This is a genomic window from Massilia sp. CFBP9026, assembly GCF_034045165.1.
Lineage (GTDB): Bacteria > Pseudomonadota > Gammaproteobacteria > Burkholderiales > Burkholderiaceae_D > Telluria > Telluria arenae.
Map to the genome: position 1 here is coordinate 80,993 of NZ_JAXCWH010000002.1, position 22,236 is coordinate 103,228.

Here is a 22,236-nt window from a genome sequence, read left to right on the forward strand (position 1 = left end):
GTTCGCCCCAAGACCGTCGTTCCCGCGCAGGCGGGAACCTAAGTTGCTGGCATAACGACAGCGCTAGCAAACTTGGGTTCCCGCCTGCGCGGGAACGACGTATTTGAGCTAACTCAAGCCTCAGAGTTTTGCGATTCAGCCCCTGCTTCCAACCCCGGAATCTCGCGCAACGCCCGCTCGAACACCTCCGGCGGCTGGCCGCCGGAAATCAGATGGCGCTGGTTGATGATGATCGCCGGCACCGACTTGACGCCGGCGCGCTGGAAGAATTGTTCGCGCGTGCGCACGTCTTCCGCATATTCATTGGAGCCCAGGATGATGGCGGCCCGCTCACGGTCCAGGCCGACGCTCTCGGCCGTGCGTAGCAGCACCTCGTGGTTGCTCGGGTCTTCGCAGCGGGTGAAATAGGCTTCCAGCAGTGCGGTCTTCAGTTGACGCTGCTTGCCTTCGTCCTCGGCCCAGGCCAGCAGGCGGTGGGCGTCGAAGGTGTTGTAGATGCGGCCGCGCCGCTCCATGTCGAAGGTAAACCCGACGGCGGCGCCGCGTTCGCGGATCGTTTCGCGGGTGGCGGCTTGCTGCTCGGCCGTGGCGCCATATTTCTGCGTCACGTGCTCGACGATGTCCTGGCCGTCCGGGCCCATGTCGGGGTTCAGTTCGAAGGGCTGGAAATGCAGGTCGACGCGCACCTCGTCGCCGACCTTCAACAGGGCCTGTTCCAGCGATTTCAGGCCGATCGCGCACCATGGGCACGAGACGTCCGACACAAAATCGATCCTGAGTTGCTTGCTCACGGCTTACCACCTTTCTGTCCGGCGCGGCACGGATGTGCCGCTGTTCGAGACGAATGGTAACGCCTGCAAGAAAATCCGGCGCGCGCCGGCTTTATTTTGCCTTCTTGGCGCCGGCGGACTTGCTGCCGATCTTCGATTCCTTGCCGGCGATCAGGTTGCCGATATTGCTGCTGTGACGCCACAGCAGCAGCGCGCTCATCGCGAATACGGCGAACAGGATAGCATCGACGCCGAACAGCAGGCCGTAGTAGAACGGCGCGAAGATCGAAGCGACCAAGGCCGCCAGCGAAGAATAGCGGAAGGCGTAGGCGACGATCAGCCAGGTGGCCAGGGTCGCCAGGCCGAGCCATGGATTGATGCCGAGCAGTACGCCCAGCGCGGTGGCCACGCCCTTGCCGCCCACGAAGCGGAAGAACACGGGCCACAGGTGGCCCAGGAAGACGGCGATCGCGACCAGGGCGATGCCGGTGTCGTCGAGGCCGACGTCGGGGCCGAACTGCACCGCCAGCCAGACCGCCAGCCAGCCCTTGGCGGCGTCGCCGACCAGGGTGGCGATCGCGGCCTTCTTGCTGCCGCTGCGCAGCACATTGGTGGCGCCGGGGTTCTTGGAGCCATAGGTGCGCGGGTCGGACAGGCCGAAGACGCGGCTCATCACGACCGCGAAGGAAATCGAGCCGAGCAGATAGGCGGCGATGGTGGCAATCAGGGTGTTCATCTAGTCTCTCAGTGGGTTCCGGCTGGTGTCATTACCGGAAATCGGTCGTGAATATACACCATCGGATCGCGAAGGATAAAGTTACTCGGCCAGGGCGCATTGCACGGGGCGCGCCTTCAGCACGTCAACCAGCACCTTCGGGTCGATGCCGACCAGGTAGCCGCGGCGGCCGCCATTGATGTAGATCTTGTCCAGCGCCAGGATGCTTTCCTCGACGTAGACCGGCATTGCCTTGCGGATGCCGAACGGCGAGGTGCCACCGACCAGATACCCTGAGTGACGCTGGGCGACGTCCGGCTTGCACGGCTCGACCGACTTGCAGGGTATGGCGCGCGCCAGGTTCTTGGTCGACACTTTGCAGTCGCCATGCATCAGCACGATGAGCGGCTTGGCGGCCTCGTCCTGCATGACCAGGGTCTTGACCACGTCGTGTTCGGGCACGCCGAGCGCGTTCGAGGACACTGCCGTGCCGCCATGCTCTTCGTACTCATAAGGATGCTCGGAAAATGCGACGGCATGCTTGCGCAGGAACTGGGTGGCGGGTGTCTCTGAGACGTGCTCTTTCTTGGCCATGCGTGTTACGCTAAAGACGATCAATAGGGGTTTCTATTATGCAGGAAGAACTTCGCTTTGCCACCTTCAATGCTTTCAACCTGGCCCCGCCCGGCGCCCGGCTGTATGACAACCTCGCGCCCTTCACGGCCGAGGAATACGAGGCCAAGCTCGACTGGACCGCGCACCAGCTCGACCTGATCAATGCCGACGTGATCGGCTTCCAGGAGATCTTTTCGCAAAGCGTGCTGAAGGAAGTGCTGCGGCGCAGCCGGCGCTATCGCGACGCCCACCACATCGGCTTCGACCCCGACCCGAACGCGCCGCGCCTGACCCCGAGCGTGGCCCTGGTCTCGCGCCTGCCGCTGGCCGAGCCCGGATCGCAACTGCCCATGTTCCCTGATAACGTCACGATGCCGTCCGGCAGCCGCGACCCGGACCGGTTTACCCGCGCGCCCCTGCATGCGGGCGTGATCGCGGCGTCGGGGGTAGTGATCGACGTGGTCGTGGTCCACCTCAAGTCGCGCCGGCCCGACTATCGTTCGAGCGACAGCGGCGCCGACCCGCACCTGTATGCGCTGGCCTGCCTGCGCTCGCTGGTCCGGCGCGGCACCGAGGCCACCGCGCTGCGCGTGCTGCTCACCGACATGGCCCACGCCAACCGCCGGCCGCGCATCGTGCTGGGCGACTTCAACGACGTGGCCGATTCGGTGACCACCGAGATCGTGCTGGGCGAAGGCACGCCGGTCGGCGAGCGCTTGTTCGACGCCAGCCAGGTGCAGCGCCGGCTCGACCACCAGCGCCACGTCGGCTTCTCGATCCTGCACGACACGCGCCATTCGACCATCGACCACATCCTGGTGTCGCCCGAGTTCAATCCGGCGCTGCCGGGGGCGATCGGGGAGGTGGTGGATGTCGTGTACCTGAACGACCACCTGAATCTCGGCTTGCCCGAGGCCTCGGATCATGGGCAGGTGCTGGCCAGGATAAGGTTGTTCGGACAGCGCGATTTGACCTGACCGGCAACGGTCCGACAACCGCATCAGCCAGGATGCGGTGACAGGTCGGGTGTCGCCATGGCCGCGCCGGCAAAAAAGCCCTGGTAATCGTCGCAGCCATGCCGGCGCAGAAAGTCCAGCTGCTCGGCCGTCTCCACGCCCTCCCCCACCACCCGCAAACCCAGGCTGCGCGCTACGGAGATGATGGCCGGCACCATGGCCGCATCGACCGGGTCGTGCCCGACGCCGCCCACATAGCTGCGGTCGATCTTGAGCTTGGTGAGCGGGAAGCGGCGCAGCGCCTCCAGGCTCGAGGTGCCGGTGCCAAAATGGTCGATGCTTAGCTGCACGCCGCGTGCGCGCAGCGCCATCGCCGTCTCGAAAGCCGTTTCGCCGCGCACCAGCGCGTCTTCGGTAATTTCCAGGTCGAGCCACTCCGGCGCCAGGCCAGCGCCTTGGAGGGCGGCGTCGACGGCCCGCAACAGTCCCGCGTGCGCGACTTCGCCGTCGGACAGATTGACGGCGACCTGCACCGCGCAACCCGCATCGTGCCAGGCGCGCGCCTGGCGGCAGGCTTCCTTCAACACCCACTCGCCGATCGGGACGATCAGGCCGGATTCCTCGGCCACCGGCAGGAAGTGCTGCGGCAGCAGCAGCCCGCGCTCGGGATGGCGCCAGCGCAGCAAGGCCTCGACCGTGCCGACGCGGCCGCTCGCCACCTCGACCTCGGGCTGGTATTCGAGCACGAACTCCTGGCTCTCGATCGCCTGGCGCAGCCGGTTCTCGAGCTCGACCCGCTCGATCACATGGGCGTTCATGGCCGGATCGAAGAAGCGGAAGGTGTCGCGTCCGTCCTGCTTGGCGTGGTACATCGCGACGTCGGCATGGTGCAGCAGGGCCTCCACCTCGTCGCCGTCGTCGGGGCACAGCGCGATGCCGATCGAGACCGACAGCGCCACCTGCTGCCCGCCCACGTCGATGGGGCGCGCCACCGCCTGGGTGACGGCGCCGGCCACGTGCGCGGCCTGGTCGGCGCCCTTGATGTCAGCCAGCAGCACCACGAATTCGTCGCCGCCCAGGCGGCTGATGGTGTCGACCCGGCGCACGCAGGCGCGCAGGCGCGCGGCGACCTCGCGCAGCACGGCGTCGCCGGCCTGGTGGCCGTGGTTATCGTTGATCGGCTTGAATTTATCGAGATCGAGGAACATCACCGCGCAGCGGTCGCGCTGGCGGCGCCAGGTGGCCAGCGCCTGGTGCAGGCGGTCGAGGAACAGGATGCGGTTGGGCAGGCCGGTCAGGGCGTCGTGCTCGGCCTGGTGCCGCACCTGCTCCTCCAAGCGCTTGCGCTCGCTGATGTCGGACAGCATTGCCATATAGCTGGCCACGTCGCCGTGGGCGTCGCGGATCGCCGTCAATGCCACCCGTACCGGATAGCGCTCGCCATTGCTGCGCACGCTGGCCAGTTCGCCTTCCCAGTGATCCTGGCCGTCGAGTTCGGACCAGATGCGCTCGTAGAAGCCGTCGGCCGCATCCCACCCCAGGCTGGCCAGCGACTGGCCGAGGATGTGCTCGGGGGCATGGCCGGTGATGCTGGTGAAGGCGCCGTTGACGGCGCGCACGCGGTAGTCGGCATCCATCATGATGATGGCGTCGCGCGCATTCTGGAATACCTGGGCCGCCTGCGCCAGGTTGCTCTCGGCCTCCTTGCGCGCCGTGATGTCGACTTCCATGCAGAAGATTTCTTGCATCACGCTGTCGTGCTTGACCGGGTAGTGGCAGGAATAGACCCAGTGGCGCCGGCCGGCGCACGATTGCACCTGCCAGTCGCGCGCTGGCGGCGCGTGGCCGCTGCGCCAGATCGCGGCGATCGCGTCCTCGAACTCGGCCTGGTGGTCGAGGTGGAATACCAGCTCGCGGAAGGGCTTGCCGACCGCCTCGCTGGAAGGGATGCCGTACAGTTCTTCGCTGGCGCGGTTCCAGAAGCGGATGGTGCCGGCCTGGTCCATCGAATGCACGGCGACCGCCGGTGCCAGCTCGAGCGCCGTGACGAAATGGTGGAGCCAGCCGAAGGCTTCGGGCCCTGCCTCGACGCGGCCCGGAAAGTCGCCCGCGGGAATGGCCTTCCCTTCCCCGGCAAGCGGAGGATCGGATAAAGGCGCGGACGTGGACGCCGCTGGCTTCGGCGATGGTTCGTTCAAAGCAACGGCCTTTCGCTGTGGAAACGACAATAATCAGGTAGACAACACCGACATTGTTATACCGTCGCGGGCCATGCCGTTTGCGAGCTCGCAAACGGCGGACGGCATGCGCTCCATCGCGTCATACCGCCATTCACACCGGCCAACTGACAGCTTGTCGCATTCAGATGGCTCGCACCGGTGTAGATGCTTATAGTTCCATCATGCGCCAGGGGCTCCATCGATCTCGACGGAGCACGCGCGCAATCCTCTTGATGGGCCGGTCTAGGCCAGGCTCGACGGCGCCGCGGCGGGAGTGCGCTCTTCGCCTGGCGTGGCGTCCTCTTCTGCGCCGTCCGCATCGCCATCCGGCTGCGCGGCCTCGGCGCCATCAGCCGGCGCGTTCTTCGCTTCCAGCTTGCGCTTGGCTTTTTCTTCGGCCTTGCGCTTCTTTTCGAGTTCCCGTTGACGCTTTTCGTACGAAAAATTGTTCCGTGCCATAGTCACCTCGACATGTTTATTCCAAGGAAATGCTGCATCTGCACAGCCATTATGGACTACTCCGCAACTCCCGACTTACGCTATCCACGTGGATGATGCTGTGCGTGCAGGCGTTTCAGGCGCTCGCGCGCCACGTGGGTGTAGATCTGGGTCGTCGAAATATCGGCATGGCCCAGTAGTAATTGCACCACGCGCAAGTCAGCCCCGTGGTTCAGCAAATGGGTGGCGAAGGCGTGGCGCAACGTGTGCGGCGACAGCGGACCGGTGACGCCGGCCTTCGACGCATGTTTCTTGACCAGGATCCAGAACATCTGGCGCGTCATCGGGCCGCCACGGCCCGTGACGAACAGGGCGTCGTCGACCTGGCCGTTCAGGATGATGCCGCGCGCATCCTTCAAATAACGTTCGAGCCAGCGCCGCGCCTCTTCGCCGAACGGCACCAGGCGCGTCTTGCTGCCCTTGCCGGTCACCCGCAGCACACCATCGTTCAGGCTCACTTCGACCAGTTTCAGGGCCACCAGTTCCGACACCCGCAAGCCGCTGGCATACATCAGCTCCAGCATTGTGCGCTCGCGCAAACCCAACGGCGTCGAAATATCGGGGGCGGCCAGCAAGGCCTCGACCTGGTCCTCGGTCAGGGTATGCACGAAGCGGGTCGGCTGGCGCGCCGACGGCATCTTGAGGCAGGGATCGGTCGCGATCTGTCCGCGCCGCAGCGCCAGGCCATAGAAGCGCTTGAACACCGACAGCCGGCGGTTGGCCGTGCTCGGCCGCGACTCCGGGTGACGGTCGGCGAAATAGGCGGCCAGGTCTTCGGGTCCCACGGCCAGCAGGCCGCGGCCGGGACGCTTGGCATCCAGCCAGCCGGCGAACAGGCGCAGGTCGCGCCGGTAGGCGTCGAGCGAGTTCTTCGCCAGGCCCTGTTCCAGCCAGAGCGTGTCGCAGAACTCGTCGATCAGGGCCAGATCGACTGCTGCTGCCATGGAGCGGCGGTGGCGCCTTCGTGCCGCAGCAGCCAGCGCTTGACCGAAAGATGGAAACCGTTCTCGTCATTCTGGTTCGAGAAGCCGCCCAGGCCGCCGGCTGCCGTCACCCGGTGGCAGGGAATGACCAGCGGGAACCAATTGGCGCCGCAAGCCTGGCCCACGGCGCGCGGATGCGAGCCGATTACCTTGGCCAGGTGGCCATAGGTGCGCACGGCGCCGCGCGGGATGGCGCTGATTTCTTGCCACACCTTGCGCTGGAACTCGGTGCCGACCGCCGTTAAGGGCAGGTCGAAGGTGAAATCGGGGTCGGCCAGGTAGCGTGCGAGCTGCTCGGCGCTCTGCTGGGCGATGGCGCTGTCCGCGTCTTTTTCTTCGAAAGAAGGTGGCAGGTAGACCACTTCGCGCAGCTTGTCGTCGGCGATGCGGATGCCCAGCGCGCCGAAGGGAGCGGGCACGATGGCATTGAAAATCTGGCTGGCTGGATCGGTCTTCATGATGGGTCTACTGAGCAAAGTGTTGCACAGGCATCTTAACCGCGCAGCGCGCACCCGGCCAGCGATTGGACTGTTCAGGCGAAAAAAAAGCGCACCCTCGGGTGCGCTCCAATTCGGGTCACGTTTCCGGCCGCTTGGTCAATGCCAGCGACTTCTGTCAAACGTGGTGTCTCCTCGAATGTCTCCGGTATGAATACCGTGCTTTTATCAATGCTCCCCCAAAAACCTTTACATGCCGCTTGGCATCTCGACAAACCTGCTGCGCGTTGCAGTTGCGGCCTGCGATGCTCGCCGTACTCACGTACGGCTGCGCTTCTCGACCGCAACTGCCGCCGCTCGCGACGGTTTTTCGAAATGCCCGTCTGTTGCTTGTTCTTGGCACTGCCGCGCACCATCCCAGTGCGCATGAGCCCCATCATAACGCAAGTGCTTGTAGAAAATGTATCTTTTCGGCCACAAATTCGGAAAATTATTTTACTTATAAACAAAACGTCATTGTGGACATGCTGTAGGCGCATGTCAGCACGCCACCCCACATCCTAGCGCTCCAGCCTGCCTCAACGCTCGACTTCGCGCAAGATGGCGCGTACGGTTTCCTTGCCGATGCGGCTCTCCATTTGTCCATACACGGGTTGCATCGCACGCCGCCATTCGGCCTGCTGGGCTGGTGTGAGCGTGTGGATCGCCGTGGTGCCGGCCTGGCGGATGGCTTCCATGGCGTCGTCATTGGCGCGCTGGGCGATCTTTTTCTCGTACACCGTGGCTTCGCGCATGGCGCGCGCCAGGGTATTGCGAGTGGCGGCCGGCAGTCCATCCCAGAACTTTTTGTTAACGATCACCGCGTAACCCAGATAGCCGTGGTTGGACACCGTCAGGTGGCTTTGCGTCTCGTGCATGCGCTGGGTGTACATATTCGACGGCGTGTTCTCGGTACCCTCCACCACGCCATCGCGCAGGGCGGGTGCGGCCTCCGAAAAAGCCAGCGTCATCGGCTGGGCGCCCAGCGCGCGCATCTGCGCATCCAATACCTTGGACGCCTGAATACGCATGCGCAATCCCTCGAAATCCTTGAGCGAGGTCAAGGGTTGGTTGGCCGACATGATCTTGAAGCCGTTATCCCAGAATGCCAGGCCGGTGATGCCCTTGGACTCGAGTTTGCGCAGCAGGTCGCGCCCTATCCTTCCTTCGGTGACCTTGTACAGTGCCGCCTTGTCCGGGAAGATATACGGCAAGTCGAATGCCTCGAACTCACGCACGCCCAGCGGCGAAAACTTGGCCAGCGACGGCGCCAGCATCTGCACCGCGCCCAGTTGCAGGGCCTCGAGCTCCTCGCGGTCCTTGTATAGCTGGCTGTTGGGATACACTTCCACCCTGACCTGGCCGCCCGTCATTTGCTCGGCCAACTCCTTGAATCGCTCGGCGGCCCGGCCCTTCGGCGTATCGGGCGCCACCACGTGGCTGAACTTGATGACGATCGGTCCCTGCGCCAGGGCGTCGACACTCGCGGCCGCCGCCAGCACGAACAGCGCTGTGGCGACCAGGGTCTTGATCTGCATGACGGTCTGATTCTTTCTAATAAAACCTTGGAAAGCACCGAGGCGCTTCCCTTACACTGGCGGATGCACTGCCGAACGCAAGTCTGTGCCGCGCCGTGCTCGACCGCCATCGTGGACTTCCACAACAGCTGGACAGTTTAACCAATACAGGACTCATGCATGAAAATTCCGTTCGCCCAGCCCATGTCGGAACCGCGCGCGCGCATTCGCGCCTGGCGATTCTGGCGCTGGCTGGTGCCGATGCTGCTGGTGCTGCTATTCCTCGCGGTGCTGATCTGGCTGCCGTGGCAGGCGCGCCAGATGGAAAGCACTGAGCGCCAAGAGCAATTGATTGCGGACACGCTGTGGGTCGAGCAAACCTTGCGCTTCGAACTGGCGCGCAGCGAGGATGCGCTCAGCGCCCTCGGCGCCGACCTGGTGGTCGCGCCGCTGCCGCCGGAGAAGTTGCAGGCGCGTTTCCGCCAGATGTTCGTCAACGGCCCGGAACTGGTGCGCGTGGTGTGGAGCAACGCCGCCGGCGCGGTGCTGGACAGCCATGGCGCCGACCTGCCCGCTGCCGGCCTGCCCGAGACCACGATGCTGGCCGGAGAAATGGCGCGCTCGATCCGGCGCGGCCGCTACAGCGAACCGTATGGCGCCACGCCATCCACCCATGGGCTGATCGACTTCTACCTGCCGCTGTTCCGCAACGGCCAGTTCACGGGCAGCCTGGTCGCGACCTACAGCCTGCAGGTGCTGCTCGACGAAACCGTGCCCTGGTGGTTTGCCCAGGATAACGCGCTGGCCCTGCTCGACCGCGACGAACAGGCGGTGGCGCGGCGCGCCGCCGGCGGGCCGGGACGCGGCGTCTACACCCACCAGCGCGAGCTCGACCTGCCGGGCGCCCAGCTGGTGCTGTCGACCAACAGCGTCAAGCGCGCGCCGCAATTGCTGCCGAACCTGCTGGTGGGCTCGGTGATCGTGCTGGCCCTGGGCCTGTTGACCAGTCTGGCCGCGCTGTGGCGCCACATCTCGCGCACGCTGGCGGCCGAAAGCGCGCTGCGCCAGCAGATGGCGTTTCGCACGGCGATGGAAAATTCGCTGCTCACGGGCCTGCGTGCACGCGACCTGGAGGGCCGCGTCACCTACGTCAACCGCGCCTTCTGCCAGATCGTCGGCCACCCGCCGGAAGAATTGATCGGCAAGAAACCGCCGATGGCCTACTGGGCGCCGGAAGCGACCGCCGAATACGAGGAACGCTTCCAGGGCATCTTGTCGGGCAAGGTCACGCCGCAATTCGAGACGGTGTTCCAGCGTCCGGACGGCGCCCGGGTGCCCGTGCTGGTGTTCGAGGCGCCGCTGGTGGACGTCGACGGCCGCCATACCGGCTGGATGAGCTCGGTACTCGACATCACCGACCGCAAGCGGGTCGAAGAACTCAACCGCCAGCAGGAAGAAAAGCTGCAGGCCAGCGCGCGTCTGGCCACCATGGGCGAGTTGTCGTCGATGCTGGCGCACGAGCTGAACCAGCCGCTGGCGGCGATTTCCAGCTACACGGTGGGCGCCCTGAACATGCTCGAGCGCGCCGCCGGCAGCGGCGACGACCTCAAGCCGGGCATGCTGCGCCATGCGCTGGAACAGGCGCGCCAGCAAGCCCAGCGCGCTGGCCAGATCATCCGCAGCGTGCACGAGTTCGTCAAGAAGCGCGAACCGCTGCGCCAGGAGGTAACGATCCGCAGCGTCATTTCCAACGTGCATGCCCTGATCGAGCTGCAGGCGCGCCAGGCCGGCGTGGCGCTGCGCGTGCAATTGCCGCCCGGCTTGCCAACCGTGCTGGCCGACCGCGTGATGCTGGAGCAAGTGCTGCTCAACCTCACCCGCAATGCGATCCAGGCCATGCAGGACACGGCGCCGGACCAGCGCGTGCTGCGTATCGAGGCCGTGCACGCGGATGAGCAGGTGGCGGTGTCGGTGATCGACCGCGGCCACGGCATCGCGCCTGAAGTAGCCGAGCGGCTGTTTTCTCCGTTCTACTCGACCCGGGCCGAGGGTATGGGGATGGGCTTGTCGATCTGCCGCACCGCGATCGAGTTCCATGGCGGCACCCTGAGCCATGCACCGCATCCGGCCGGCGGCACCGTGTTCACTTTTTCGCTGCCGGCCCAAGCGGCAAGCCGGGCGCTGGGCTAAAATCCGGTCTGCGGCGCACCGGTGTTGGCTGGATGCGCCATCTTTATTAGAAAAGCAACAAGGCGGGAATCCGATCCCGCCACTACGGAGACCTGCATGCTGCACATCGTCGACGACGAAGAAGTCATTCGCGACTCGCTCGCCTGGCTGGCGCAATCGCGCGGCCTGCCCGCACGCGGTTACGCGGGCGGCCAGGAATTCCTCGACGCCCTGCAAGACCTCGACGTCAGCGGCGACTGCCTCCTGCTCGACGTGCGCATGCCCGGCATGAACGGCATCGCCGTGTTCGATGACCTGTTCAAGCGCGGCCTGCTGCCGCGCCTGCCCGTGATCTTTCTCACCGGCCACGGCGACGTACCGATGGCGGTCGACTCGCTCAAGCGCGGCGCTTTCGATTTCTTCGAGAAACCATTCAACGACAACCAGCTGATGGACCGGGTCGAGGAAGCCCTCGCCGCCTCGCGCAAGGCCGCCGCCTCGGCCGGCGTGCAGGCGCGCCTGGCTACCCTGTCGGCGCGCGAACGCGAAGTGCTCGACCTGATCCTGGCCGGCATGATGAACAAGGTGGTGGCCGATAAACTGGGCATCAGCATGCGCACGGTCGAGGTGCATCGGGCCCATATCTTCGACAAGATGCAGGTCAAGACAGCCGTCGAGCTGGCCGGGCTGCTGAAGTAAATACCGGCCGCGCGTTCGCGCGGTCTCTCCCTTTTTGCCGACCTTGTCGCGTCAAGCGTTCCAGCTTCTCAATGGAAGCCTTGTAAAATAGTCTTGAACGCGCCGCGGCCCTGGGCGCCGCGATGCCACTCTCTTTTAGGAAACTCCAATGAACGAAAAGACAGTTGCAGACAAGATGTTTTTACGAACGGCAAAATCGATGTTGGTGCTCAATGGCCAGGTGAATCCGAACGTGGCGGCCCAGATGCCGGCCGAGATCGTCAAGGAGGGCGACGGTCCCTTCGACGTGATCCTGATGTTCTGCATGCACCGCAAGGATCTCGAGCATTATTTCGACGTCGCCAAACGCAAGCTGGGCGAGAAGGGTTCGCTGTGGATCGCCTACCTCAAGCAGACCGCCTCCAAGGCCACCGACATCAACCGCGATTCGATCAATGCCTATGCCAAGGAAAACGGCATCACCGGCGTGGCCATGATCTCGATCGACGGCGACTGGTCGGCCCTGCGCCTGAAGCGCATCGAGATCTGATGGTCTGATTCCCTGTCGGCTCAGGCGGCGTGGCGCGCCAGGGCCCAGGCGACGTGCTCACGCACCAGTTCGGATGGATGATCGCGCCGGGATTGCAAGGCAGCCACGATGACCGCATCTCCGCGCTTTTTCTCGGCGGCATTTCCCAATCCTACCGCCAGGTTACGCAGCCAGCGCTCGTGGCCGATCCGGCGGATCGGGCTGCCTTCCATGCGGCGGTTGAATTCTTCTTCGTCCCAGGCGAACAGGCCGACCAGGTCGCCCTCGCCCAGGCCGTTGCGTTCGTCGAAATCCGGCACCGAAGCACGCTGGGCAAACTTGTTCCACGGACAGGCCACCTGACAATCGTCGCAGCCATAGATGCGGTTGCCGATCAGGGGCCGCAGTTCTTCCGGGATACTGCTTTTCAGCTCGATCGTCAGATAAGAGATGCAGCGCCGCGCGTCGAGCTTGCCCGGCCCCAGGATCGCCCCGGTCGGGCACAGGTCGATGCAGGCCTGGCATTGGCCGCAATGCGCGCCGGTGGGCGGATCGACGGGCAGCGGCAGGTCGACCAGGATCTCGCCGATGAAGAAGGTCGAGCCGGCCGCGCGCGACAGCAGCAGCGTGTGCTTGCCGCGCCAGCCTAGCCCGGCCTTTTCGGCCAGCGGCAACTCCATCACCGGCGCCGAATCGGTGAACACGCGAAAGCCGAACGGACCGATCGCTTCCTGGATCTTTCCAGCGAGCGACTGCAGGCGGTTGCGCAAGACCTTGTGGTAGTCGCGGCCCCGGGCGTAGACCGAGACCACGGCGGCATCAGGATCCTGCTGGCGCAGGCGCTCCCCGGCGCGCCAGTCGGCATCCTGGGAGGCGGGCAGGTAATCCATGCGCGCCACGATGGCGCGCACCGTGCCCGGCACCAGTTCGGCGGGACGGGCACGCTTCATGCCATGGCTTGCCATATAATCCATCTCGCCGTGGTACCCCGCGTCCAGCCAGGCTTGCAGGCCGGCCTCCAGGTGGCCCAGGTCGACGTCGGCGATGCGCACGTCGGCAAAGCCCAGCTCCTTGCCCCACGTCTTGATGGCGCGCGCAAGCTGGGGCAGGTCGGGAGCAGGGTCGGGGGAAGTGGGCATACCGCAAGAAATCACGCAAGACAACTCGCTATTTTATTCGATGCAGCCTTTTAAATCGCACTTGCAGCGCTATCTGCCGGACGAGTCCGCCACTTCCGCCCTCGGCGCCGCCCTGGCGCGCGCCTTGCAGCCGGGCCTGGTGATCTTTCTGCACGGCGACCTCGGCGCCGGCAAGACCGCCCTCACCCGCGCGCTGCTGCAGTCGGCCGGCCATGCCGGCAATGTCAAAAGCCCGACCTACACCTTGTCGGAACCGTATCGAGTAATGCTCGATGGCAAGCCCTTGAACGTCATCCACTACGACCTGTACCGCATGTCCAGCCCGGAAGAATTCCTGGATGCGGGCTTTCGCGAGGACTTCGACGGGCGCAATGTATGTATCGTCGAGTGGCCCGAAAAAGGCGATCCGGTGTTGCCGCCGCCCGACTTGCGTGTCTTGCTCAACGTTAGCGGGCCCGGCCGTGATGTAGAATTGCAGGCGTTGTCCGAATTAGGCCTGCTATGCCTCGACCGTCTCGCCCCCCTTCTGCCGCCCCAGCCGCCAGCGTGACGCCTGCGTCCTCGCGCCGCCGCGTCCTGCTCAAGGCCGGCGGCACGCTGCTGCTGTCCGTCATCCCGCTGCACGCCAGCGCCAATGAAATCCTGGCCGTCCGTGTCTGGCCCGCCCCCGACTATACCCGGGTGACGCTGGAAAACGACACCGACCTCAAGGCCGAACATTTCCTGATCCCCGATCCGCCACGCCTGGTGGTCGATATCGACGGCCTTGCCTTGAGCCCCACGCTCAAGAGCCTGGTGGCCAAGATCGAGGCAAACGATCCGTACATCAAGCAGGTGCGGGTCGGCCAGAACCGGCCGAACGTGGTGCGCCTGGTGTTCGACCTCAAGGCCGAGATCAAGCCGCAGGTGTTTACATTGGCCCCGGTGGCCGGCTACCAGCATCGCCTGGTGTTCGACCTGTACCCGGCCGCCCCGGTCGACCCGATCGCCGCCCTGATCGAACAGGGCGACTGGAGTCCGGGCCCGACCACGACCCTGGCGGCCGACCAGCCGGCCCTGGGCGACCCCGTCGCCAGTACGCCGGTGGCCGGCGCGCCGGCCTCGCCCAATCCCGCCACCGGCACGCCGCCGGTGCAGATTCCCGTGCCGCCGCCCGCCGTCCCGCGCACCCAGCCGAATGCCGGCCCGGACGCGATCGCCAAGCTGGAAGCCGAGATGTCCGGCCTGAAGGGAACGGCCCCGGCCCTGGCGGTGCAGCCGCCGCCGGCCAAGGCAACCGCCCCGGCGCCGGCCCAGAAGGTGGCGCGCATGATCACTATCGCCCTCGATCCGGGCCATGGCGGCGAAGACCCGGGCGCGATCGGCGCCAAGGGCAGCCGCGAAAAAGACATCGTGCTGGCGGTGGCCAAGCGCCTCAAGGCCAAGCTGGAGCAGATGCCGAATACGCGCGTGATGCTGACCCGCGACGGCGACTTCTTCGTGCCGCTGGGCACCCGCGTGCAAAAGGCGCGCAAGGTGCAGGCCGACCTGTTCGTGTCGATCCACGCCGACGCCTGGATCTCGCCGACCGCGCGCGGCTCGTCGGTGTTCGTGCTGTCGGAAAAAGGCGCCAGTTCGAGCGCGGCGCGCTGGCTGGCGAACGACCAGAACAAGGCCGACCTGATCGGCGGCGCCAACCTGACGGGTACCAGCGACAAGCACCTGGCCAGCGTGCTGTTCGACCTGTCGACCACGGCCCAGATCAACGACAGCCTCAAGCTGGGCAAGGCCGTGCTGAAGGAAATCGGCGGCATCAACCGCCTGCACAAGGCCTCGGTCGAGCAGGCCGGCTTTGCCGTGCTGAAGGCGCCGGACATCCCGTCCATCCTGGTCGAGACCGCCTTTATCTCGAACCCGCAGGAAGAAGCGCGCCTGAACGACGACGCCTACCAGGACCAGCTGGCCAATGCGATCACGAATGGCATCCGCCGCTATTTCGCCGATAATCCGCCCATGGCCAAGAGCCGCCAGACCTGAGCCGGAACCCATCATGGAAAACATCAGCTTCGGGCAACTGCCCGCGATTCGCATCACGGCGCCGGACGGCGCCAGCGCCGTCGTCACCCTGTATGGCGGCCACCTGGTGTCGTGGCACGGCGCCGACGGCGGCGAGCGCATGTTCCTCAGCAGCCGTTCGGCCCTGGATGGCAGCCGCGCGATCCGTGGCGGCGTGCCGGTCATCTTTCCCCAGTTCGGCGAACGCGGCGACGGCATGCGGCATGGCTTCGCGCGGCTCAGCACCTGGCGCCTGGAAGGGCACGGCATCGAGGGCGATGGGGCGTGGGCGGAATTCGGCCTGAATGAGGCCGACCTGGCGCCGGCAACGGCCGCCGCCTGGCCGCACCGCTTCGCTCTGAAGCTACGCGTGACTGTGCGCGCCAATGCGCTGGAGATGGCGTTCAGCGTGCGCAACGCGGGCGACGCACCCTTCCCGTTCGCAGCGGCGCTGCATACCTATCACCTGGTGCCGCACCTGGCGGACGTGCGCATCGAGGGGCTCGAGGCGGGGACCTTGTCGATCGCGGACAAGCTCGACGTGGTTTATGAGAATGTTGCCGGCAACATCACCCTGGGCACCTGGGCGCGCGTACTGACGCTGGAGCAGGAAGGTTTTAGCGATGCCGTGGTGTGGAATCCGGGCGCAGCGGATACGGCCGCGCTGGCCGATATGGAAGACGACGAGTACCAGCGTTTCGTGTGCATCGAGCCGGCGCAACTGGCGCCGGTCGAACTGGCGCCGGGCGCCGTGTGGGAAGGGCGCTACCGCGTTTCCTGACGATATAAGCAAATCGGGGTCAGGTCTGACATTCGGACACGGCCTCTGCAATCGTCCTTCGTGGCACAGTTCAGGTCGTGTCCGAATGTCAGACCTGACCCCACTTGTTGTTTTACATCGATTCCTTAACCATCCGCCCATTCGCCTGCTGCACCGGCCGCGAATTGAATGGATACAGCCGCGAGAACAAGGCCATCTGCTGGGGCGAGGCCGTCATTGGCTGCTTCATCACCAGCCACAGCACGTTCTCGGTGCACGGCGGCTCGCTCAGCGAACCCATATACGTGAAGTAGTCGCGCCGCGCCGGCAGGATCTCGTTCACGTCGAGCACGATCGACGGCGTCACCGTCATGTGCTTTTCCAGCGGCAGATTGTTCCACACGGTCTGGATCATCGGATTGGCGTCGCCGCGTTCGAGCAGCACCGCCAGGATGGCGATCTTGTTGTCGTAGCTCTTGTGCACCAGGTGCACGACCATCTCAGTGCCCTTGCCATTGATGCGCTCTTCGCCCGGGCGATGGAAGTGGAATTGCTGCAGCTCGTAGGTCGTGCCACCAACGCTCAGGAAGTTCCCGCCCGCGACGTTCACCTGGATCGTATGGCCATTGTCGATCTCGTTGAACGAACTCGGGTGGTAGTCGAAGCTGATCTGCTCCAGGTCGACCTTGATGCCGTCGCGCAGGTCGATCGGCGACTGGCGGTTGCCGGTATTGCAGGACGCCCAGGCGGTATTGATCTTCGACCAATTCTCGGGGCCGAATTCGCCCTCATACGTCCAGTGGGTGCCGTTCTTCGGCTTGGCGGCCTCGACGGCTGCAGCGGCGGCGACCGCGGCTTCCTTCTTGCGACGGGCTTCCGCGGCGCGGCGCGCGCGTGCGGCGTCCTCGGCGCGCAGCGCTTGCTTGGCGCGCAGCTCGGCCAGTTTCTCGGCGATGCGGACCGACAGGTCGACTTCCGCATCTTCTTCGGATTTTTGGGCAGCAGCAGGGGTCGCCGCGCCAGGCCGCAGGTTCGGCTTGATCGAGGCGATCGCCACGGGTTTCTCAACCGCGGGCTTGGTCGTGGGAGCTGCATCGTTCGCATTCGCCAGAGCGGTGACCAGGCTCAGGGCGAATAGTGCGATCAGGTTACGCATGGATGTCCAGATAGTGGGCTTACCCTATCCTTATCGGACCCGGCGCAGCTAACTTGAGTGCGCCGCAGCAACAAAAGGCGCTGAATTTTCGCGTTTTGCCGACTTATTTACACCAATTGTCAACTATGGCACAGGACCTGCCCGTCAGGTTTGTACAGACCTCACGCTCGACTACAATTGCCTGATACACATAACCAAACGGAGAATCCATGAAGGCAGCGACCACGATCCACGCAATCACCGGCATGGCGCTCGTTGCCCTGCTCGCGCACGGCGCCGGCGCCGCACCGGCTGGGTCCGGCAAGGAATTGCCGCCCAAACCCTCGGTGGCGGACGTGGTCAAGGCGTCCAAGCCGGGCGACTGGCGCCCCCTCGATCCCGAAAACACGCTATACATGGAACTGCCGGCCGGCCGCGTGGTCATGGAACTGGCGCCGAACTTCGCGCCGAAGGCGGCCGCGAACATCCGCGCGCTGGTGCGCGAGCGCTATTTCGACGGCTTGTGGATCATGCGCGCCCAAGATGGCTTCGTGGTGCAATGGGGCGATCCGGACGAGGAAACGCCGCGCCCGTTCAAGGCCACCAAGACCGTGGACGCCGAATTCACCGTGCCCGCCAAGGGCACCGGCGCGTTCACGCAACTGAGGGAACGCGACGTCTATGCGCCGCAGGTAGGCCACGTGAACGGCTTCCCGGTCGCGCGCGACCCGAAGGGCGGCCAGGCCTGGTTGCCGCATTGCTACGCCATGGTCGGCGTGGCGCGCGACGAGGCGTCCAATACCGGCAACGGTTCGCAGCTGTACACGGTGATCGGCCACGCGCCGCGCCACCTGGACCGCAACATCACCGTGGTCGGCCGCATCGTGGCCGGCATGCCGCTGCTCACCGTGATGCCGCGCGGGACCGGAGCCCTCGGCTTCTACGAGAAAGCCGAGCAGCGCACGTCGATCGCCACCGTGCGCCTGGCGGCCGACGTGCCGGCGGCCGAACGCAGCAAGCTCGAGGTGATGCGCACCGAGAGCGCCGCCTTCCAGGCCGTGATCGAGGCGCAGCGCAACCGCGGCGGTCCGTGGACCAAGGTCGCGGCCGGCGCCATCGACCTGTGCAATGTGCCGATTCCCGTGCGCGAACAGCAATGAGCCGTTGACGATCCGGGGCTCGGGCAGCGCGATATAATCGCACCATGAACGCCCCTGCCCCGACCCACCGCCCCATCCAGCAGCTCCCCGACCAGCTCATCTCGCAGATCGCCGCCGGCGAAGTGGTCGAGCGGCCATCGGCCGTCGTCAAGGAACTGCTGGAAAACGCGCTCGATGCGGGCGCGACCCAGATCACCGTGCGCCTCGAAGAAGGCGGCGTCAAGCGCATCGCGATCACCGACAATGGCCGCGGCATCGCGCCCGAACAACTGCCGCTGGCGCTGGCGCGCCATGCGACCTCCAAGATCACGTCGCTGCACGACCTCGAGAACGTGGGCACGCTGGGCTTTCGCGGCGAGGCGCTGGCCTCGATCGCCTCGGTGGCCGCGGTGCGCATTACCTCGCGCACGCCCGACGCGGCCCACGCCTACGAGATCGTCGGCTCGCACGAAGGCACGGTCGCGCCGTCGTCCGGCGCCTTCGGCACCACGATCGACGTGCAGGACCTGTACTTCAATACGCCGGCGCGCCGCAAGTTCCTGAAATCCGAACAGACCGAATACGGCCACTGCGCCGAAGTCGTGCGCCGCATCGCGCTGGCGCGTCCGGACGTGTCGTTCAGCCTGTCGCACAACGGCCGCACGATCGACCACTGGAACGTGAGCGAAGCGGCCAAGCGCAGTGCCCACATCCTCGGCAGCGATTTCGCCGAAGCGCGTCTCGAACTCGATGAATCGGCTGGGCCGCTGCACCTGCACGGCTACGTCGGCTTGCCGACGGCCTCGAAGGCGCGCGCCGACGGCCAGTTCTTCTACGTGAACGGGCGCTTCGTGCGCGACAAGGTGCTGGTGCACGCGGTGCGCGCCGCCTACCAGGACGTGCTGCACGGCGACCGCTTCCCCTCCTATGTGCTGTCGCTCGACCTCGACCCGGCGCTGGTCGACGTCAACGTCCACCCGTCGAAGATCGAGGTGCGCTTCCGCGACAGCCGCGCGGTGCACCAGTTCGTGTTCCACGCGGTGCAGCGCACGCTGGCCCAGACCTCGGCCACGGCGCACGGCAGCGTGCCGGCGCCGATCACGGCGGCCGAGGTGCGGCCGAGCGGCACACCGCTGTGGCAAATGTCGCCGTCGCCAGCGCAGCCGCAGATGCGGCCGCATGAGCAGACGTCGTTCGGGGCGCAGTTGTCAACCTTCTCACCGTCGCCGTATCCGGCGGGGAGCCGGTGGGATGATCCTTCCACCGGCGGTGGCGTGGCGCAGCGCACCGAGGCCTATGGCGCGCTGTTCAAGTCGGATGCGACGACCACGATGCCTGCGCCTTCGACCGCCCCGATGGCTGTGCCGCTCTCGGCGTCGGACCGCCCGCTGTCGAACGACGACTTCCCGCTCGGCTTCGCGCTGGCCCAGCTGCACGGCATCTACATCCTGGCCCAGAACACGCGCGGCCTGGTGCTGGTCGACATGCACGCGGCGCATGAACGCATCCTCTACGAGCAGATCAAGAACGCGCTCGACGCCCAGGCCCAGGGCCAGGAGATGCAGGTGCAGTCGATGCTGATCCCGGTGACCTTCTACGCCGACGCGATCGAAGTCGCGACCGCGACCGAGCACCAGGACACCCTGAAGACGCTGGGCTTCGACATCGCCGCGCTGTCGCCGACCACGCTGGCCGTGCGCAGCGTGCCGACCCTGCTCAAGAACGCCGACGCCCAGACCCTGGCGCGCGACGTGCTGCGCGACGTGCGCGAATATGGCGGCTCGCGCGTGCTGATCGAGCGCCGCAACGAGCTGCTCGGCACCCTCGCCTGCCACACGGCGGTACGCGCCAACCGCATCCTGGCCGTGCCCGAGATGAACGCGCTGCTGCGCCAGATGGAAAGTACCGAGCGCGCCGACCAGTGCAACCACGGCCGCCCGACCTGGGTCCAGCTCGAGATCGCCGCGCTCGACAAACTGTTCTTGCGCGGCCAATGATGAACGAGAAGAACAAGCCGATGGCCGTGGCCATCATGGGCCCGACCGCGTCCGGCAAGACGGCCAGCGCCCTGCGTATCGCGCAAACGCGGCCGTGCGAAATCATCTCGGTCGATTCGGCCCTGGTGTATCGCGGGATGGACATCGGCACCGCCAAGCCCACGCCCGACGAACTGGCCGCCGTGCCGCATCACCTGATCGACATCCTCGATCCGCTCGAAGCCTATTCGGTGGCGCAGTTCCGCGCCGATACCATCCGCCTGGTGGCAGAGATCACGGCGCGCGGCAAGCTGCCGCTGCTGGTGGGCGGCACGATGATGTATTTCAAGGGACTGGTCGACGGCCTGGACGACCTGCCGACGGCGGATGCAGGCGTGCGCGCCGCGCTCGACGCCGAAGCCGCGCGCATCGGCTGGCCCGGCATGCACCAGAAGCTGCACGCGGTCGATCCGGTGACGGCGGCACGCCTGGCGCCGAACGACGCCCAGCGCATCAACCGCGCGCTGGAAATCCATGCACTGTCCGGCCAGCCGATGTCGGCCCTGCTGGCAAAGCGCGCCAGGCCCGAGCTGCCGTTCGAACTGGTGTCGTTCGGCCTCGAGACCGACGACCGGTCCGTGCTGCACCGGCGCATCGCGCTGCGTTTCGACCAGATGCTGGGCGATAGCGACGACGAGGGCCTGGTGGCGGAAGTGGCGCGCCTGCGCGCGCGCGGCGACCTGTCGCCTGCGCTGCCGTCGATCCGCTGCGTGGGCTATCGCCAGGCCTGGGATTACCTCGACGGCAATATCGACCGTATGGAACTTCGCGAACTGGGCATCATCGCCACCCGCCAGCTGGCCAAGCGCCAGATCACCTGGCTGCGCGCGATGCCCGGCAGGATCGTGATCGACTGCCTCGGCCCCGATCCGGCGGGAGCGATGCTGGCCCACCTCGAAACGTTGGATAAATGACATCGGCGCGACATTTTTCCGCGCAGAACACGCCACGATCTTGACACGCAACCGGTCGCGCCCGATAATATTGGTCGTTGCGGTGATATAGCTCAGCTGGTTAGAGCACAGCACTCATAATGCTGGGGTCGGTGGTTCAAGTCCACCTATCACCACCAAGAATTCCAGGCGAATGGCTTGGCTCTCCAACGAGTCAAGCCATTTTTGCTTTGTCCGCGTTTGTCAGTTTCAGGTGATATAGCTCAGCTGGTTAGAGCACAGCACTCATAATGCTGGGGTCGGTGGTTCAAGTCCACCTATCACCACCAAATACAGAACGGCCCGGTTCTCGCGAACCGGGCCGTTGTTGTTTCCGGCATTGGGAGGCAATGCGCATTCAATGCTTCTTGCCGCCGCCCGAGACCTTGTTCTCGGTGGCCCAGGCGCGCCGTTCGGCTTCCTGCTTGCCGACGCCCTTCTTCTCATAGCCTTCCTTGATGTGCTCGGCCTGACGCTTCTGCTTGTCGGTGTACGACGATTTATCGCCCTGGGGCATGATGGTTCTCCTTTCGATCGCAAAAGGCCAGCCTACGCCGCAGGCCGCCATCGATTCGTGCGGCACCCCACGTATCGACGCGGTCTACTCAGCCTTATGCCACTCGCCATCCGGCGCATGTTCGTCGAGCGCATAGTCGCCGCGCGCCAGCGCTTCGAGCACCGCATACGCCTGTTGCACCTGTTCGGCATCGACCAGCAGGCGCACGCCGCCCAGGGCCGGCGCCAGCAGCAGGTCGGTCTGCATCAGGTGGGCGTCGGCCAGCATCGCCGGGATGCCGGACGCCTCGAGACAGCCCTGCGCCAGGTTGGCGTCCATGGGAACCATGTAGCGCGCCACTACGTACAGGTCGCGTTCGGGGATGCGCTCGACCTCGGGGTGGGCGGCGAGCCAGTCGTTCAGTGCGAGCGTGTGCATGG

Annotated in this window: 22 protein-coding genes and 2 tRNA genes; 12 read left to right on the forward strand and 12 right to left on the reverse strand. The window is 65.5% G+C overall.

Features of this window, described 5'->3' with window-relative positions:
- Nucleotides 1–113 precede the first annotated feature (113 nt).
- From SOM28_RS04475 to ybaK, 3 genes are all read right to left on the reverse strand, one after another.
- On the reverse strand, nucleotides 114–791 hold the full coding sequence (locus tag SOM28_RS04475; protein WP_320467366.1) for a DsbA family oxidoreductase: 678 nt from the start codon (nucleotides 789–791) through the stop codon (nucleotides 114–116).
- A gap of 91 nt (nucleotides 792–882) precedes the next feature.
- Nucleotides 883–1,506, reverse strand: a complete 624-nt coding sequence (plsY, locus tag SOM28_RS04480; protein ID WP_320467367.1) for a glycerol-3-phosphate 1-O-acyltransferase PlsY — start codon at nucleotides 1,504–1,506, stop codon at nucleotides 883–885.
- 81 nt (nucleotides 1,507–1,587) lie between these two features.
- Complete coding sequence (gene ybaK / locus SOM28_RS04485) at nucleotides 1,588–2,079, reverse strand: Cys-tRNA(Pro) deacylase (protein ID WP_147933389.1); 492 nt, start codon at nucleotides 2,077–2,079, stop codon at nucleotides 1,588–1,590.
- Nucleotides 2,080–2,117: 38 nt separating this feature from the next.
- Here ybaK and SOM28_RS04490 point away from each other — a divergent pair, with 38 nt between their 5' ends.
- Nucleotides 2,118–3,077 carry an endonuclease/exonuclease/phosphatase family protein gene (locus SOM28_RS04490; RefSeq protein ID WP_320467368.1) on the forward strand — a complete coding sequence of 320 codons (960 nt, stop codon included), beginning with the start codon at nucleotides 2,118–2,120 and terminating at the stop codon, nucleotides 3,075–3,077.
- Between the two features lie 23 nt (nucleotides 3,078–3,100).
- Here the strand turns inward: SOM28_RS04490 and SOM28_RS04495 are convergent, their stop codons facing one another.
- From SOM28_RS04495 to SOM28_RS04515, 5 genes are all read right to left on the reverse strand, one after another.
- Nucleotides 3,101–5,254, reverse strand: coding sequence for a putative bifunctional diguanylate cyclase/phosphodiesterase (locus SOM28_RS04495; protein WP_320467369.1), 2,154 nt, complete (start codon nucleotides 5,252–5,254; stop codon nucleotides 3,101–3,103).
- Nucleotides 5,255–5,518: 264 nt separating this feature from the next.
- Complete coding sequence (locus tag SOM28_RS04500) at nucleotides 5,519–5,734, reverse strand: hypothetical protein (protein ID WP_320467370.1); 216 nt, start codon at nucleotides 5,732–5,734, stop codon at nucleotides 5,519–5,521.
- Between the two features lie 80 nt (nucleotides 5,735–5,814).
- On the reverse strand, nucleotides 5,815–6,717 hold the full coding sequence (gene xerD / locus SOM28_RS04505; RefSeq protein WP_147933384.1) for a site-specific tyrosine recombinase XerD: 903 nt from the start codon (nucleotides 6,715–6,717) through the stop codon (nucleotides 5,815–5,817).
- Nucleotides 6,690–7,214: a methylated-DNA--[protein]-cysteine S-methyltransferase gene (locus SOM28_RS04510; RefSeq protein WP_147933383.1), complete on the reverse strand. Its 525-nt coding sequence runs from the start codon at nucleotides 7,212–7,214 to the stop codon at nucleotides 6,690–6,692. The genes xerD and SOM28_RS04510 overlap by 28 nt, the downstream gene beginning before the upstream one ends.
- Nucleotides 7,215–7,771: 557 nt before the next feature.
- Entirely contained in the window at nucleotides 7,772–8,770 is a 999-nt protein-coding gene (locus SOM28_RS04515; protein ID WP_320467371.1) for a TRAP transporter substrate-binding protein, read from the reverse strand.
- Between the two features lie 159 nt (nucleotides 8,771–8,929).
- Between SOM28_RS04515 and SOM28_RS04520 the strand changes: the two genes are divergently transcribed.
- The 3 genes from SOM28_RS04520 (at nucleotide 8,930) to SOM28_RS04530 (ending at nucleotide 12,146) form a co-directional block, all read left to right on the forward strand.
- Nucleotides 8,930–10,939 (forward strand): two-component system sensor histidine kinase NtrB, encoded by a 2,010-nt coding sequence (locus SOM28_RS04520; RefSeq protein WP_320467372.1) that lies wholly within the window; start codon nucleotides 8,930–8,932, stop codon nucleotides 10,937–10,939.
- A gap of 96 nt (nucleotides 10,940–11,035) precedes the next feature.
- The gene (locus SOM28_RS04525) at nucleotides 11,036–11,617 is read left to right on the forward strand and encodes a response regulator transcription factor (RefSeq protein WP_147933380.1); all 582 of its coding nucleotides are present in this window, start codon (nucleotides 11,036–11,038) and stop codon (nucleotides 11,615–11,617) included.
- Between the two features lie 199 nt (nucleotides 11,618–11,816).
- Complete coding sequence (locus SOM28_RS04530) at nucleotides 11,817–12,146, forward strand: DUF3052 family protein (RefSeq protein WP_229493352.1); 330 nt, start codon at nucleotides 11,817–11,819, stop codon at nucleotides 12,144–12,146.
- Nucleotides 12,147–12,166: 20 nt separating this feature from the next.
- Here SOM28_RS04530 and queG read toward each other — a convergent pair whose 3' ends face one another.
- On the reverse strand, nucleotides 12,167–13,264 hold the full coding sequence (queG, locus tag SOM28_RS04535) for a tRNA epoxyqueuosine(34) reductase QueG (protein WP_320467373.1): 1,098 nt from the start codon (nucleotides 13,262–13,264) through the stop codon (nucleotides 12,167–12,169).
- Nucleotides 13,265–13,304: 40 nt separating this feature from the next.
- Between queG and tsaE the strand changes: the two genes are divergently transcribed.
- From tsaE to SOM28_RS04550, 3 genes are read left to right on the forward strand one after another with little or no spacing between them, the layout of a single operon-like run.
- Complete coding sequence (gene tsaE / locus SOM28_RS04540) at nucleotides 13,305–13,814, forward strand: tRNA (adenosine(37)-N6)-threonylcarbamoyltransferase complex ATPase subunit type 1 TsaE (RefSeq protein ID WP_123070431.1); 510 nt, start codon at nucleotides 13,305–13,307, stop codon at nucleotides 13,812–13,814.
- Complete coding sequence (locus SOM28_RS04545; protein ID WP_320467374.1) at nucleotides 13,766–15,280, forward strand: N-acetylmuramoyl-L-alanine amidase; 1,515 nt, start codon at nucleotides 13,766–13,768, stop codon at nucleotides 15,278–15,280. The genes tsaE and SOM28_RS04545 overlap by 49 nt, the downstream gene beginning before the upstream one ends.
- Before the next feature lie 13 nt (nucleotides 15,281–15,293).
- On the forward strand, nucleotides 15,294–16,079 hold the full coding sequence (locus SOM28_RS04550) for a D-hexose-6-phosphate mutarotase (protein WP_123070433.1): 786 nt from the start codon (nucleotides 15,294–15,296) through the stop codon (nucleotides 16,077–16,079).
- 112 nt (nucleotides 16,080–16,191) lie between these two features.
- On the opposite strand, the gene SOM28_RS04555 is transcribed toward SOM28_RS04550, so the two are convergent.
- Nucleotides 16,192–17,214: a carbonic anhydrase gene (locus SOM28_RS04555; RefSeq protein WP_123072062.1), complete on the reverse strand. Its 1,023-nt coding sequence runs from the start codon at nucleotides 17,212–17,214 to the stop codon at nucleotides 16,192–16,194.
- Nucleotides 17,215–17,423: 209 nt separating this feature from the next.
- On the opposite strand from SOM28_RS04555, the gene SOM28_RS04560 reads away from it, so the two are divergent.
- The 5 genes from SOM28_RS04560 (at nucleotide 17,424) to SOM28_RS04580 (ending at nucleotide 21,590) form a co-directional block, all read left to right on the forward strand.
- Complete coding sequence (locus tag SOM28_RS04560; protein ID WP_320467375.1) at nucleotides 17,424–18,353, forward strand: peptidylprolyl isomerase; 930 nt, start codon at nucleotides 17,424–17,426, stop codon at nucleotides 18,351–18,353.
- A gap of 44 nt (nucleotides 18,354–18,397) precedes the next feature.
- Nucleotides 18,398–20,329, forward strand: coding sequence for a DNA mismatch repair endonuclease MutL (gene mutL, locus SOM28_RS04565; RefSeq protein ID WP_320467376.1), 1,932 nt, complete (start codon nucleotides 18,398–18,400; stop codon nucleotides 20,327–20,329).
- Complete coding sequence (gene miaA / locus SOM28_RS04570; RefSeq protein WP_320467377.1) at nucleotides 20,326–21,282, forward strand: tRNA (adenosine(37)-N6)-dimethylallyltransferase MiaA; 957 nt, start codon at nucleotides 20,326–20,328, stop codon at nucleotides 21,280–21,282. The genes mutL and miaA overlap by 4 nt, the downstream gene beginning before the upstream one ends.
- Nucleotides 21,283–21,363: 81 nt before the next feature.
- Nucleotides 21,364–21,440: transfer RNA gene (locus tag SOM28_RS04575), tRNA-Met, on the forward strand.
- 73 nt (nucleotides 21,441–21,513) lie between these two features.
- A tRNA-Met gene (locus tag SOM28_RS04580) sits at nucleotides 21,514–21,590 on the forward strand.
- 68 nt (nucleotides 21,591–21,658) lie between these two features.
- Here SOM28_RS04580 and SOM28_RS04585 read toward each other — a convergent pair.
- Both SOM28_RS04585 and SOM28_RS04590 read right to left on the reverse strand, forming a co-directional pair.
- Nucleotides 21,659–21,817, reverse strand: a complete 159-nt coding sequence (locus SOM28_RS04585) for a hypothetical protein (RefSeq protein ID WP_005665369.1) — start codon at nucleotides 21,815–21,817, stop codon at nucleotides 21,659–21,661.
- Between the two features lie 84 nt (nucleotides 21,818–21,901).
- A complete protein-coding gene (locus tag SOM28_RS04590; protein WP_320467378.1) occupies nucleotides 21,902–22,234 on the reverse strand; it encodes a putative signal transducing protein in 333 nt (110 codons plus the stop codon).
- Nucleotides 22,235–22,236: the final 2 nt, after the last annotated feature.

What these genes read in the sequence shown, in the direction of transcription:
- miaA (WP_320467377.1), top strand. Translation starts at nt 20,326, where the DNA reads ATGATGAACGAGAAGAACAAGCCGATGGCCGTGGCCATCATGGGCCCG.
- SOM28_RS04515 (WP_320467371.1), bottom strand. Translation starts at nt 8,770, where the DNA reads ATGCAGATCAAGACCCTGGTCGCCACAGCGCTGTTCGTGCTGGCGGCG.
- SOM28_RS04545 (WP_320467374.1), top strand. Translation starts at nt 13,766, where the DNA reads ATGCCTCGACCGTCTCGCCCCCCTTCTGCCGCCCCAGCCGCCAGCGTG.
- SOM28_RS04555 (WP_123072062.1), bottom strand. Translation starts at nt 17,214, where the DNA reads ATGCGTAACCTGATCGCACTATTCGCCCTGAGCCTGGTCACCGCTCTG.
- xerD (WP_147933384.1), bottom strand. Translation starts at nt 6,717, where the DNA reads ATGGCAGCAGCAGTCGATCTGGCCCTGATCGACGAGTTCTGCGACACG.
- SOM28_RS04585 (WP_005665369.1), bottom strand. Translation starts at nt 21,817, where the DNA reads ATGCCCCAGGGCGATAAATCGTCGTACACCGACAAGCAGAAGCGTCAG.
- tsaE (WP_123070431.1), top strand. Translation starts at nt 13,305, where the DNA reads ATGCAGCCTTTTAAATCGCACTTGCAGCGCTATCTGCCGGACGAGTCC.
- queG (WP_320467373.1), bottom strand. Translation starts at nt 13,264, where the DNA reads ATGCCCACTTCCCCCGACCCTGCTCCCGACCTGCCCCAGCTTGCGCGC.
- SOM28_RS04525 (WP_147933380.1), top strand. Translation starts at nt 11,036, where the DNA reads ATGCTGCACATCGTCGACGACGAAGAAGTCATTCGCGACTCGCTCGCC.
- SOM28_RS04500 (WP_320467370.1), bottom strand. Translation starts at nt 5,734, where the DNA reads ATGGCACGGAACAATTTTTCGTACGAAAAGCGTCAACGGGAACTCGAA.
- plsY (WP_320467367.1), bottom strand. Translation starts at nt 1,506, where the DNA reads ATGAACACCCTGATTGCCACCATCGCCGCCTATCTGCTCGGCTCGATT.
- SOM28_RS04490 (WP_320467368.1), top strand. Translation starts at nt 2,118, where the DNA reads ATGCAGGAAGAACTTCGCTTTGCCACCTTCAATGCTTTCAACCTGGCC.
- SOM28_RS04510 (WP_147933383.1), bottom strand. Translation starts at nt 7,214, where the DNA reads ATGAAGACCGATCCAGCCAGCCAGATTTTCAATGCCATCGTGCCCGCT.
- SOM28_RS04550 (WP_123070433.1), top strand. Translation starts at nt 15,294, where the DNA reads ATGGAAAACATCAGCTTCGGGCAACTGCCCGCGATTCGCATCACGGCG.
- SOM28_RS04530 (WP_229493352.1), top strand. Translation starts at nt 11,817, where the DNA reads ATGTTGGTGCTCAATGGCCAGGTGAATCCGAACGTGGCGGCCCAGATG.
- SOM28_RS04520 (WP_320467372.1), top strand. Translation starts at nt 8,930, where the DNA reads ATGAAAATTCCGTTCGCCCAGCCCATGTCGGAACCGCGCGCGCGCATT.
- ybaK (WP_147933389.1), bottom strand. Translation starts at nt 2,079, where the DNA reads ATGGCCAAGAAAGAGCACGTCTCAGAGACACCCGCCACCCAGTTCCTG.
- SOM28_RS04560 (WP_320467375.1), top strand. Translation starts at nt 17,424, where the DNA reads ATGAAGGCAGCGACCACGATCCACGCAATCACCGGCATGGCGCTCGTT.
- mutL (WP_320467376.1), top strand. Translation starts at nt 18,398, where the DNA reads ATGAACGCCCCTGCCCCGACCCACCGCCCCATCCAGCAGCTCCCCGAC.
- SOM28_RS04590 (WP_320467378.1), bottom strand. Translation starts at nt 22,234, where the DNA reads ATGCACACGCTCGCACTGAACGACTGGCTCGCCGCCCACCCCGAGGTC.